Source organism: Tardiphaga sp. (genome assembly GCF_044336785.1).
Taxonomy (GTDB): Bacteria; Pseudomonadota; Alphaproteobacteria; order Rhizobiales; family Xanthobacteraceae; genus Tardiphaga.
The window spans coordinates 1-12435 of the sequence record NZ_JBIIOT010000126.1; the positions used below are offsets into that span (position 1 = coordinate 1).

Below are 12435 nucleotides of genomic sequence, written 5' to 3' on the forward strand. Positions count from 1 at the left end.
ATGCGGGCTTGGCTGGTACGGCGCCAAGGACAAGGCGCTTGAACTGGTGCTCGGTGTTCAGTCGCCCTATGAAGCCGCAGATTCGATCGCGTTTCTGTTCGGCGAGGCGAAGGCGCCGTACAAGCCGGCCAGAATCAACGCGCAATTCGCTTATGTCGGCGGCGGTTTCGGTGGCCGCGATCATACGCCCTTCGTGCTGTATGTGGCGTTGGCGGCGATGTTCTTTCCGGATCGTCCGGTGCGGCTGGCGCATGATCGCTATCAGCAGTTTCAGGGCGGTATTAAACGCCATGCTATCAAAATGCGCTCACGCATGTCGGTGGATCGTGCCAGCGGCAAGATCACCGCTTTCGCGGCCGATCACATTCTGGATGGCGGTGGGCTCGCGAATTTCTCGCCCAATGTCGCCACCTGCGCGGCGACGGCGGCGATCGGAATCTATGACGTGCCGAAAGTGGACGTCACCACGGTGGCGCAGCATACGCGTGGCGTGACGGCGGGCTCGATGCGCGGTTATGGATCGCTGCAGACGATGACGGCGCTGGAGGTGCTGATCGACGAGGCCGCGGCAGCGCTGCCGCTCGATCCCATCGATTTCCGGCGGCGCAATGCGTTGAAGCAAGACGGCCGCACGATGACCGGCAATCCCTATATCGTCTCCGTGCGCACCACCGAGGTGCTCGACAAGCTCGAACAGCATCCGATCTGGCAACAACGCGAGGCGGAGAAGGCGCGCGCTGCGAGCGGCATGCTGGTTGGCATCGGGGTTGCCTGCGTGACCAAGGATTACGGCACTGGCGGCGATTGTTCGAACGGTCGCGTCGAGCTCAGCCCGGATGGCCGGATCGCGATCTATTGCGATCACGTCGAGATGGGCAACGGTATCGGCACGGCGCTCGCCAATCGTGTGGCGCGACATCTCGGCGGCATCGCCGATGAAGTCGCGGTGTCCCAGGTCGGCGTGTTCGATGCGCTGGAGCTGGTGACCTCCGGCGACTGCTACACGATGGACCAGAAGACCCAGGACAAGGCTGAGAAGGATACGCGCTGGGTACCTGCGATCAGCTCGGCGACGTCTGCGTCGATCGGCGCCCATGTCGGCACCCATGCATCGGCCGAGGCAGCGCGCGTGATCTTCCGCTTCGGCCTATGGCCCGCAGCGCTGGCGCTGTGGAAGATCGATCGCCGCGATCCGCGTGCCAAGGACTTGAATAAAGCGGTGTGGAAGGACGGCCTCCTGACATTGGCCGGCCAACCGTCACTGCCGCTAACAACGCTCGCAGCCACGGCGCATGCGCGTAATCTCGTCACCGGCGCGGTTGCGCATGGTTTCTCGCGCTGGTCATGGTCGCGCGCGCGTTTCCCCATCGATGGCGAGCAGTATCGCGCGGAGATCGACGGGCTCGCGGTCCGTCGTGGCAGCGGCAAGTTCACGCGCATCGTCCGATCCAGCGTGTTCTTTCCACCCACCGATAACAATCGCATGGGTACCGCCTATACATCGATGTGCGGCACGACCGTGCGGGTGGAGATCGAGAAAGCGACTGGCGCGCTGCGCATCGCCAAAGCCTATAGCGTGTTCGAATGCGGGCAGGCGCTGGTGCCGGAAGTCGTGCTCGGCCAGGCGCAGGGCGGTTTTGCCATGGGCGTCGGTTACGCGCTGCTGGAAACGCTGCCGCCGTTCGAAGGCGGCCCCGGCAACGGCAAATGGAATCTCGGCGACTACCTGGTGGCGCGCGGATCGGACCTGCCGCTGCGCGACATGGAGATCGAGATGATGCCGCCGCAGACACCGGACGAACTGCCGAAAGGCATGGCCGAAGTGGTGATGATCCCCATCGTGCCGGCTCTGCTCAACGCCATTCATGACGCCACCGGCAAGCGCTTCTCGGCGCTGCCCGTGACACAGGCCATGCTCAAGGGAGCGCTCGCGTGACGACACTGGGCATCACCATCAACGGACAGGTCCATGCGCCCACGGAGGTGCGTGACGATCTCTCGATGAACGACTTTTTGCGCGAATATCTCGGGATGACCGGCACCAAATTCGGCTGCGGTGCCGCGCAGTGCCTCAGCTGTGCGGTCATCATCGACGAGCCCGATGGCAGCAGTCGCACCAGCCCGACCTGCGTGCTCCCCGCTGCAAGCTTTCACGGCAAGACCATTCGCACCGTCGAGGGCCATGCCAAGAATGGCGAGTTGTCGCCGCTGCAAAAAGCCTTCATCACGCATTTTGCGTTTCAATGCGGCTATTGCACTGCCGGCTTCCTCAATGAAGGGCAGGTCTTTCTCGAACGTCTGGAGAAAACACCGGTGCCGCGCGCCGGCCTCGAAGAGCTGATTGCCGAAGCGCTGGACGGGCATCTCTGCCGCTGCACCGGCTATGTCAAATATCACGAAGCGGTCCGCGACGTGATCCTCGGTGAGCCTAAGCGCTACCTCACGCAGGAGTCGCGCGGATGACGTCGGAGATGCGCGTCAAAGCCCTGGTCGTAGTTGGCACACTCGGCATGAGCATGCTCACGGCCTATGCCGCCGGGCAGGGCGGAGCGAGAGGCCTCGCCACGCCCGAGAGTTTCAACGGCATCGTCGACACCCGAGCGCGCTCTGCTGCGATCTTCAGCGAACTCGGCAAGGTGCTGACGCATCCGCGCTGCACGAATTGCCATCCCGCCGGTGACGTGCCCCGCCAAGGGGACGTGAAGCGTCTGCATCAGCCGCCGGTCATGCGTGGTCCGGATGGCCATGGCACCGCGGCGATGCGCTGCAACTCATGTCACGGCAATGCCAATTTCGAGCCGGGCCGCATTCCTGGTCACCACGAATGGCATCTCGCGCCGATCGAGATGGCGTGGGAAGGCAAAACAGTCGCGGAGATCTGTGCGCAGATCAAGGACCCCGCCCGCAATGGCGGCCGCAAGGTCGAGGATCTCATCGACCATATCGGCAAGGATACGCTGGTCGGCTGGGCCTGGGCGCCCGGCTATGGACGCGAACCGGCACCGGGGACGCAGGCTGTCGCGGGAGCTCTGGTCGAGGCGTGGGCGAAAAGCGGCGCGGCTTGCCCGGTCAAATAAAGCGGTCACGCCGCCAGGTGAAAATCCGAGATGTGCACGCGGTTGCGGCCGTCGGCCTTGGCGCGGTAGAGCGCGGCGTCGGCGCGGTTGAGCATGGCCTGCAGCGTTTCCGGCTCAGTTGAACGGATCGCAACGCCGATGCTCACGGTGGCCCTGATGATGCCCTCCGGCGTCTGAAAGGTCAGGCCTTCCAGCGTCGAGCGGACGCGCTCTGCAACGGCGGAGGCGGCTTTCGGGCTCGACGACGACAGCATGATGCAGAACTCTTCGCCGCCGAGGCGGGCGGCGACGTCCTGCGCACGGATATTGGAGAAGATCACTTCGGCGAAGACGCGCAGCACGCGGTCGCCAGCGGCATGGCCGAACCTGTCATTGATCGTCTTGAAGTGATCGAGATCCATCAGCAGGATCGCGGTGTTCTGCGGCACCGCCCGCGCGGTGTCGTCGAACAGCGCGCGCCGGTTGAGCAGGCCGGTCAGCGGATCGGTCAAGGCCTCCGACTTGTGCCGGTTGGTGGTGCGGATCTGGTTGATGGTGAGCGACAGCGCGCCAATGCCGGTGAGGCCGACGATCACCATCAGCGAGTTGAATTCCTCGGCCCAGTTCGAGGGACGTTCGGTCAGCACATACTGGCCATTGGCGAGCAGCACATAGCCGCAAGCCGCGAAGGAGGCTGCCGTCATCAGGTAAAGCAGCGCGTTGGTGACCATCAGCAGCGGCGCTTCGGAGCGGCTTTCCCAGTATTGATGCGCGGCCAGTGTGGTCAGCAATGCGATGGCGAAATTGGCGAGAGCGGTGCCGATGCCGGTATAGCCGGTCGCAAAGGCGATGACGGTCGGCACCAGCCCGAGCGCCGTCGCCGCGATCGTGACGGTCCAGCTCGAACGATGGGCGCAGAACTGGATGGTGCCGCGATAGATCAGGCCGAAGCCCAGGATCAGCAGCGTGAAGGTCACGAGTTGATAATTGGCATCGTAGCGCTCGATGCCGAGATAGAACAGCAGCGCCAGCACGGTCAGGGTCAGGCCTGTGGACCATGTCAGCAGATAGGTTTCCGACCGCGCAACGATCCAGGTCGCCAGCAAAGTGAATGCGAGCGCCGTGCAGGACACGCCGATGGCGATGAAAAGTGAGTGTTGGTCCAGCAACATGACCCGATGGCTTGGCGAGAGATGGCGCGTGTTACGCCACACTTCTTAGCACCAGACTACCGTCGTGCCATTCGGTTTCTATGGTGACGAAAACGTTACGCCAGCCCGTTGAAAAGGCGTGGTGACATGCCGCATGTGCTTGAAATTGCACGGGGCATGACGCGCCGGCCGGTATGGTTGGGAACACCAACCCGCAATTGTCGCCATCGCGGTAACCAACTCTAGAGGCGCATCCGCTATGACCTTTCCGGGGATCTCGGCGGGAGCCGGGACGAAAGCCGGGCCGAACCGTCGCGCTCAGGCGAAAAGGGCGGGCGCACATGAATCTGGCAGCAGCGACCATCGCGGGCGGCATCGGTACCATCTTTTTCGCCGCCGCATCGGTCTTTTATTATCAGCCCTCCTTCATCAAGCCCGAAAAAGTGATCGATGCGGTGCTCACCACCAATCAGTCCAAGGCCCGCACCGCGGTGTCGCGGCTGCTGATCAATCCGTCGTCGGCGGAGTTCGAAGGGCTGCGTTCGGTGGAGTCCGACGGCAAGAAATATGTCTGCGGTGCCGTTCGGGCGAAGGACAAGACCGGCGCTTACGCGGGCCACAAAGCGTTCGTCTACACCGTCGCGATCGATTTCGCGCGCATCGACGATGATGGCACCATCGCGCAGCGCCATGATGCCTATCGCAATTGTCCGGTCACCGCCGAGGAAGAGCGCATCGCGCAGTTGCGGCTCTCCGGTTCGCCGGGCGCCTCCGCCATGCAGGCGATGCAGAAGGCATTGCCGGGCGCGGGGACAAGCACAGCGGCGCTGTCGAGCATCGCGGGGGGCTCGTCCAATGCGAGCACTGGCGGTGTCGGCGGCACCATGCAGCAGCAGTTGCAGCATTTCTCCGGGCAGCAGACGGCGTCAGCGGGCGGCCAGCAGGGCGGTCCGTTCAAGGTGGCCTCCACTAAGCCGGTGATCGGCGACGAGGCCGAATGGCAGGCCAGCAAGCCGCCGGCGGCATGGCCCGTATTTCCTCCAGGGGATGAATTGTCGAAGCCGGCGCCGAAGCGCAGCAATGCGGAAGCTCTGGCACTGGCAAAGGCGGTCGAGGAGCGCTGGGCGCAATCCGAATCAGGAAATGTGCCGCGGCCATCGCTGCAGGAGATCCGCGACGCCGAGCGTGCCTTGCTGGCCATCGATGCCAAGGGACCGGATTTCCGTGCAGCATGGGCTGCCTTCGTCCGTCTGCGGGTGATCGAGCGCGAAGCCGCCGCCTGAACGCGAAAACTGCTGCTTCAGCTGTCGCACCGGGCTGTGTTTCGGAACGGGACGCCTTGCACCGCGTTTCACTCCCAGACAGAAAGGTGCGACACATGAAGAAGATATTGGCAATCACATCGGCGGTGTTGCTAGCCGCCAGTTTCGCAACGACCGCTGCTTCGGCGAAAAAGATGAAGCGTGGCTATCATTCGCATCATCACAGCCAGTATTACGGCGGTGGACACCGCTATCAGCGCGGGCCGGCCTATGGCTCCTACGGCATGATGCGCGGCGGCCGGACGCCGTATTATCCCGGCTATGGCGCATCCATGCAGGGCAATAACGGCAACTCCGCCTTCGGTAACAACTCGCTCGGCCATATCCAGGGCGGCAATATCGGCGGCGGCAAATAGCCCTCGCCAAAGCGCGGACGCATCAGGCGTCCGCGGTCTCCTTGATCTCGTAGCGGTCGCGAAACAGCAGCACGACGGTCTGCAAGCGGTCGCGCCAGATGTCCGCCTTGACGGCGCCCGCCGCCGGCAGGATGCGCAGCATCGCATTCCATGGGCGCGAGCCGTAGACGACGATCTCGAAACCGTTGGTCGGATATTTTTCGCCGGCCTGTAGCGCCTTGATGATCAGCTCGGCCAGTTCGTCGCGGCTGACTTCCCGCGTGCTCTCCACGGCGAGTTGCGGTTCGAGCGACACAAGCGGCTTGTCTTCGGGAACGATGGGATCGAGACCCTCGCGTGCGCCGTCATCGACCGCACCCGTCTTGTCGCCCGAGGCGCTCTTTGCCGTGCCGGCATCGAACTTGACCGGCTCGAATGGCTTCGTGGCTGCATTGCCGCCCGGCCGTTTGACCAACCGATCAATCAGGCTCAGCAGTCCACGGTCGCGTTCAGTCTCGCTCACAGTGAGTCTCTTTGTTGCGATACGCGATCTGACCATCAGCCATCGGGTATGTCGATAGGGAAGGCCGTTGCTGGGTCCCGGGCGTTCGCTCGGCGGTGCACAAACGCGCTGCGGGTTAGCTTTGTCGCAAAAGTTTCATGGACGGCCTATAGTGGGGCGGCACGCATTCCCCCTCAGACCTCGCTGCGCCGGCTTTTGGCCCGCGCCAGGATGGAGCCGATCGCCGTGAAACCCACCCGCTTGCTCTTCGCCATGTGCGCGCTGGCACTCGTCGCCGTCTCGCAGCCGGCCCGCGCCGCCGACGTCATCTGCTACAACTGCCCGCCGGAATGGGCGGACTGGGCTTCGATGATCAAGGCCGTGAAAACCGATCTCGCCATCGAGATGCCGCATGACAACAAGAATTCCGGCCAGGCGCTGGCGCAGATCCTCGCCGAAAAGGCCAATCCGGTCGGCGATATCGGCTATTTCGGCGTCACCTTCGGCATGAAGGCGAAGGCGCAGGATGCGCTCGAGCCCTACAAGCCCGCGGGCTTCGATCAGGTCGATGCCGGCCTGAAGGATGCAGAAGGCTACTGGACCACGATCCACTCCGGCACGCTCGGCTTCTTCGTCAACAAGGACGCGCTCGGCGGCAAGCCGGTGCCGAAGTGCTGGAAGGATCTCACCAAGCCCGACTACAAGGGCATGGTCGGTTATCTCGATCCCACCTCGGCCGCCGTCGGCTATGTCGGCGCCGTGGCCGCCAATCTGGCACTCGGTGGTTCGGACACCAATTTCGATCCCGGAATCGCCTTCTTCAAGGAGCTGAAGAAGAACGATGCCATGGTGCCGAAGCAGACCTCCTACGCCCGCGTCGTCTCCGGCGAAATGCCGATCCTGTTCGACTACGATTTCAATGCCTATCGCGCGAAATATAGCGAGAAGGGCAATTTCGAATTCGTCATTCCCTGCGAAGGCACCGTGGTGTTTCCGTATGTGGTCGGTCTCGTGAAGAACGCGCCGCATAAGGACAAGGCCAAGAAGGTCATGGACTACCTGCTGTCCGACAAGGGGCAGGCAATCTGGACCAATGCTTATCTCCGTCCAGCCCGCAAGATCGAGCTGCCGGACGCGGTGAAGGCCAAGTTCCTGCCGGACAGCGAATATGCCCGCGCCAAGAGCGTGGATTGGGGCAAGATGGAATTGGCCCAAAAGGGTTTTAGCGACCGCTATCTCGCTGAAGTTCGTTGATGCAGTATCGTGCCGTTGTACGGCGGCACCACATGGATGAGGATAGGGCTCGGCCTGCATGGTTCGAGACGCGGCCTAAGAAGGCCGCTCCTCACCATGAGGGTCTTCTGCAGTGCTATACTCCGCCCTCATCCTGAGGAGCCCGCGTAGCGGGCATCTCGAAGGATGGCCGCAGGCTTTCTCTCGATGTCACACCGCAACTTCATCTCAGTCTGCCTGCTACCTCTTGTAGTGGTCACGGCTGCCTTCTTCGTCCTGCCGATGGCGCAACTCGTCGCCGTCGGCGCCGATGGACCACGCGGCGTCAGCGCCTATCTCGCCATTCTCACCGAGCCACGCTATCGCGCTACGCTGATCAACACCGTGGTGCTTGCCGCCGCGACGACGGTCGCAACGCTGGTCATCGCCACCATTGCCGGCCTGTTTCTGCAGCGGCATCGCTTTCCCGGCCGCACTGTGCTGATTGCGATGCTGACATTTCCACTCGCGTTTCCGGGAGTCGTCGTCGGCTTCCTCATCATCCTGCTCGCTGGCCGCCAGGGCCTTGTCGGCGCGATCACGCTGGCGCTGTCGGGCGAGAAGGTGGTGTTCGCCTATTCGATCTTCGGCCTGTTTCTCGGCTATCTCTATTTCTCGATCCCGCGCGTGATCCTCACCATCATGGCCGCCGTGCAGAAACTCGATATGGGGTTGGAAGAGGCTGCGCGTTCGCTTGGCGCCAGCCCGTGGGGCGTGCAGCGTGATGTGGTGCTGCCGGCTTTGGTACCGGCTTTCGTCGCCTCGGGCGCGATTGCCTTTGCAACGGCGATGGGGGCGTTCGGCACGGCCTTCACGCTGGCCACCAATATCGATGTGCTGCCGATGCTGATCTATACGGAATTCACGCTGGCGGCGAATTTCTCCATCTCGGCGGCGCTCTCCATCGGCCTTGGCGTCATCGCCTGGGCCATCCTTGCGCTGGCGCGCTCACTGAGCGGCGGCACCGTCGCCGCGGCGGGGTGAGCGGATGCGCGATCGCCTGATCTTTGCCGGACAACTCGGCTTCACGCTACTGGTCGCAGCATTCCTGGTCGTGCCCGTGGTGCTGTCGATCTCGGCCGGCGTCACCGTCAATTACTTCCGCGGCATCCAGTCCGGCGTCACGCTGCAATGGGTCGTGCAGGTCTGGGGCCTCTACAGGAGCGAGATCGGTCTGTCGTTTCTGATCGCTTTCGCAACGCTTGCAGTGACACTCGTTGTCGGCGTGCCTGCGGCCTATGCGCTGCATGTGCGGGGCGGGCGGTTGTCGCGCGTGATCGAGGAAATCATCACGCTGCCACTGGCCATTCCCGGCCTCGCTATCGCGCTGGCGCTGCTGCTCACCTATGGCGGCTTCGGTGGCTTCCGGCAGTCGTGGCTGTTCATACTCACCGGCCATGTGATCTTCACCATGCCCTTCATGGTGCGTTCGGTGATGGCGGTGTTCGCCTCGGTGGACATCAAGACCTTGGACGAGGGCGCCGCCTCGCTCGGCGCCTCGCCATGGACGCGCTTCCGCAATGTCATCGTGCCCAATGCGATGCCCGGCATCCTCGCGGGATCGCTGATGGTGATCACGCTGTCGCTCGGTGAGTTCAACCTGACCTGGATGCTGCATACGCCGCTGACCAAGACGCTGCCGGTCGGCCTTGCCGACAGCTATGCCTCGATGCGGCTCGAAGTCGCTTCCGCCTATACGCTGATCTTCTTCATCATGATCGTGCCGCTGCTGGTGGCGATGCAGATATTTGCCGACAAGAGTCAAACCAGATGAGTGTCACCCCCTCGCACGGCGCGGCCGTGCATGTCGTCAATTGCGGCAAGACCTTTCCCGACGGCACCCAGGCGCTGGCGCCGGCCTCGCTCGATATCGTGGCCGGTGAGACGCTGGTGCTGCTCGGCCCCTCCGGCTGCGGCAAGACCACGATGCTGCGCATCATCGCCGGCCTCGAGACGCCGGACGCTGGCGGCCGCATCCTGTTCGACAAGCAGGACGTGACGACGACGCCCATCGAGCAGCGCCATGTGGGCATGGTGTTCCAGTCCTATGCGCTGTTTCCCAACATGACCGTGGCCGAGAATATCGGCTACGGCCTCAAGATCCGCGGCGTCGGCAAGGCCGAGCGCGCCGCGCGCGTGGCCGAGATGGTGGCGCTGACCAATATCGGCGGGCTGGAAAACCGCCGCATCGATCAGCTCTCCGGCGGCCAGCGCCAGCGTGTGGCGCTTGCGCGTGCCGTTGCCGTCCGTCCCCGCGTGCTGCTGCTCGATGAGCCGCTGACGGCGCTCGATGCCTCACTGCGCGACCGGCTGCGCAGCGAGCTGAATCGTCTGCTGCGCGAGCTCGGCATCACCGCGATCTATGTCACGCATGATCAGGCCGAGGCCATGGAGCTCGGCGATCGTATCGTCGTCATGCGCAAGGGCGCCATCGCCCAGATCGGCACGCCGCGCGAAGTCTATTTCGAGCCGCAGAATCGCTTCGTTGCCGAATTCGTCGGTGCTGCCAATATCGTCGAGGGGCCGATCGCAGGCGGACGCCTGACACTGCCGGGCGGCTGGCTGGCGCTCAACGATGCCGCCGATGCGCCGGCCGCGGTGGCGATGATCCGGCCCGAGACCATCGGCATCGTGCCCGAAGGCGACGCCTTCCTCCGCGGCACTGTAGAGAGCGTCAGCTTCATCGGCGACCGCCAGCGCGTCATCGTGACCGGTGCGGCGAACCGGCCATTGACGGTGGACGCGTCAAACAGGATCAATGTGCAGGCCGGTGAGCGCGTGGGTCTCTCCATCGCGCCCAGTGCCGTTCGTGTCTTGCCGAAAGAAGACTGATGTCGAAACCGACCATCATTGCGCAGATCACCGACCTGCACATCAAGGCGCCGGGCGAACTGGCTTACAACAAGGTCGATACGGCCAAGGCGCTGGAGCGCTGTGTGGCCGAGCTGAACGCGCTTGAGCCGCGGCCGGATCTTGTCGTCATCTCGGGCGATCTTGTCGATACGCCGACGCCCGGCGAATACGAGCATCTGTGGCGTCTGCTGGCGCCGCTCAAAATCCCGTTCATCGGCGTGCCCGGCAATCACGACGGCCGCGACATGATGCGCGCGGCATTTCCCGACTGGGCCTATGCGCATGTAGCTGGTCCGCTCGATCAGGCGCGCACCATCGGCCCGCTCGATGTGATCCTGCTCGACTCCCATGTGCCGGGCAAACCCTATGGCACGCTGGAGCAGGAGACGCTGGCCTGGCTCGACGCGACGCTCGGCTCGTCCAATGACCGCCCGGCGCTGCTGTTCCTGCATCACCCGCCATTCCGCACCGGCATCGAACACATGGATGTGCAGGACCTGCACAATGCCGGCGAGCTTGGCGTGATCGTTCGCAAACATCCGCGCATCCGCATCGTCGCGGCCGGTCATGTCCATCGCGCGACGTTGACGACTTTTGCCGGCACCGTGGCAACGATCTGCCCGGCGCCGAACCATGCGGTGGATCTCGATCTCGCCGAGGTCCGCCCGCCGTCCTTCCGCGTCGAGCCGCCCGCTTTCCATCTGCATGTCTGGTTTCCGGACGGCGAGGGCGGCCATCTCGTGACGCATCAGGTGCCGATCGGCGACTTCGACGGCCCGCATCCGTTCTTCGGGGCGGACGGGAAGTTACTGTAGCGCTCGGTTCACCTCTCCCCACCGGGGAGAGGTCGCCGCGCCTTCGCGGCGGGTGAGGGGGCGCAAGCTCGGCGCGTCGCATCGACCTTAGACCAGCGCATTCCCCGCGATGAGCTTGCGATAAAACTCCGCGCTCAGTTTCGCCGTGCGTTTCTGCGTGTTGAAGTCGACGTGATAGAGCCCGAACCGCTTCTCAAAACCGTCGATCCATTCGAAATTGTCCATCAGGCTCCAGTGAAAATAGCCCTGGACCGGTACGCCCTCGGACGTCGCGCGCTGCAACTGGCCGAGATAGGCGCGCAGATACATGATGCGGTCGAGATCGAAGATGCGACCATCCGGCGCCGGCTTGTCTGACGCGGATGCACCATTTTCGGTGATGAAGATCTTCTTCACGTTCCACAGCTTTGCGACGTTGCGCGGTGCCCAATACATCGCTTCCGGTCCGACGCGCAGCCAGTCGGAGTCCATGCGCGGGAAGGATGCGGGTGTCGGTATCAATGCAAAACCCCCGGCATCCGCGGGCGCAGCGACATAGTGCTGCGGCATGTAGATGTTGAGGCCGAGGAAATCGATGGGGGAGCCGATGATCTTCAAGTCCTCGTCGGTGAAGACGGGCGCGTTCGCGCCGGCATAAGCCAGGAAAGCATCGGTGTAGCGGCCTTCCATGATCACGGTGAGATAGCCACCATTCATCTCACGCGTGGCGATCTCCGAGGCGCGGATGTGCTCTTGCGTCTCGATCACCGGTATGCAGGAAGCGAGGTTCTCCGCCACGCCGACTTCCGTGCCGGCGCGGCCTTGCGCACGGACCGCCTGCACCGCGAGCCCGTGACCGAGCGCGACGTGATGGCGGATCTGGTTCAGCTCCTTCTGCGTCGACTTGATGCCCGGCGCCATTTCGATCGGCGCTATGCCATAGCCGAAATCCACGAAAGTCGCGCATTCGTTGATAGTGAAGACGTTTGTCACGCGATCGGTGATGTGTTTTGCCACATGGCCCGCATAATCGCCGAACGCTTTTGAAGTCTCGCGCGAGGCCCAGCCACCGAAACGATCCTGCAGCGCCTGCGGCAGGTCCCAGTGATAGAGCGTCGCATAGGGCGTGATGCCGTTGGCGAGCAGTTCG

The 12435-nt window shown here is 63.4% G+C and carries 13 protein-coding genes; 10 read left to right on the forward strand and 3 right to left on the reverse strand.

The genetic code is table 11. From position 1 onward, the window contains the following. From ACIQ2A_RS23410 to ACIQ2A_RS23420, 3 genes are all read left to right on the forward strand, one after another. On the forward strand, positions 1-1936 hold a 1936-nt coding region (locus tag ACIQ2A_RS23410), incomplete at its 5' end, for a xanthine dehydrogenase family protein molybdopterin-binding subunit (RefSeq protein WP_398483953.1). Beyond that, entirely contained in the window at positions 1933-2463 is a 531-nt protein-coding gene (locus ACIQ2A_RS23415; RefSeq protein ID WP_398483955.1) for a (2Fe-2S)-binding protein, read from the forward strand. The genes ACIQ2A_RS23410 and ACIQ2A_RS23415, both read left to right, overlap by 4 nt. Then, on the forward strand, positions 2460-3077 hold the full coding sequence (locus ACIQ2A_RS23420) for an Isoquinoline 1-oxidoreductase subunit (protein ID WP_398483957.1): 618 nt from the start codon (positions 2460-2462) through the stop codon (positions 3075-3077). The genes ACIQ2A_RS23415 and ACIQ2A_RS23420 overlap by 4 nt, the downstream gene beginning before the upstream one ends. A 5-nt stretch (positions 3078-3082) precedes the next feature. On the opposite strand, the gene ACIQ2A_RS23425 is transcribed toward ACIQ2A_RS23420, so the two are convergent. Next, positions 3083-4228 (reverse strand): diguanylate cyclase, encoded by a 1146-nt coding sequence (locus tag ACIQ2A_RS23425; RefSeq protein ID WP_398483959.1) that lies wholly within the window; start codon positions 4226-4228, stop codon positions 3083-3085. A 320-nt stretch (positions 4229-4548) separates the two neighbouring features. Between ACIQ2A_RS23425 and ACIQ2A_RS23430 the strand changes: the two genes are divergently transcribed. After that, entirely contained in the window at positions 4549-5490 is a 942-nt protein-coding gene (locus tag ACIQ2A_RS23430; RefSeq protein WP_398483962.1) for a hypothetical protein, read from the forward strand. Positions 5491-5585: 95 nt separating this feature from the next. Continuing rightward, a complete protein-coding gene (locus tag ACIQ2A_RS23435) occupies positions 5586-5885 on the forward strand; it encodes a hypothetical protein (RefSeq protein WP_398483964.1) in 300 nt (99 codons plus the stop codon). A 22-nt stretch (positions 5886-5907) separates the two neighbouring features. On the opposite strand, the gene ACIQ2A_RS23440 is transcribed toward ACIQ2A_RS23435, so the two are convergent. Continuing rightward, on the reverse strand, positions 5908-6387 hold the full coding sequence (locus ACIQ2A_RS23440) for a hypothetical protein (RefSeq protein ID WP_398483966.1): 480 nt from the start codon (positions 6385-6387) through the stop codon (positions 5908-5910). 225 nt (positions 6388-6612) lie between these two features. On the opposite strand from ACIQ2A_RS23440, the gene ACIQ2A_RS23445 reads away from it, so the two are divergent. From ACIQ2A_RS23445 to ACIQ2A_RS23465, 5 genes are all read left to right on the forward strand, one after another. Beyond that, complete coding sequence (locus ACIQ2A_RS23445; protein ID WP_398483968.1) at positions 6613-7620, forward strand: ABC transporter substrate-binding protein; 1008 nt, start codon at positions 6613-6615, stop codon at positions 7618-7620. A gap of 186 nt (positions 7621-7806) precedes the next feature. Beyond that, positions 7807-8622, forward strand: coding sequence for an ABC transporter permease (locus ACIQ2A_RS23450; protein WP_398483970.1), 816 nt, complete (start codon positions 7807-7809; stop codon positions 8620-8622). Between the two features lie 4 nt (positions 8623-8626). Further along, the gene (locus ACIQ2A_RS23455) at positions 8627-9412 is read left to right on the forward strand and encodes an ABC transporter permease (RefSeq protein WP_398483973.1); all 786 of its coding nucleotides are present in this window, start codon (positions 8627-8629) and stop codon (positions 9410-9412) included. Further along, positions 9409-10470, forward strand: a complete 1062-nt coding sequence (locus ACIQ2A_RS23460; RefSeq protein ID WP_398483975.1) for an ABC transporter ATP-binding protein — start codon at positions 9409-9411, stop codon at positions 10468-10470. The genes ACIQ2A_RS23455 and ACIQ2A_RS23460 overlap by 4 nt, the downstream gene beginning before the upstream one ends. After that, positions 10467-11306, forward strand: a complete 840-nt coding sequence (locus ACIQ2A_RS23465) for a phosphodiesterase (RefSeq protein WP_398483979.1) — start codon at positions 10467-10469, stop codon at positions 11304-11306. The genes ACIQ2A_RS23460 and ACIQ2A_RS23465 overlap by 4 nt, the downstream gene beginning before the upstream one ends. A gap of 87 nt (positions 11307-11393) precedes the next feature. On the opposite strand, the gene ACIQ2A_RS23470 is transcribed toward ACIQ2A_RS23465, so the two are convergent. Beyond that, a partial coding sequence (locus ACIQ2A_RS23470; protein ID WP_398483977.1) for a family 1 glycosylhydrolase occupies positions 11394-12435 on the reverse strand: 1042 nt, incomplete at its 5' end.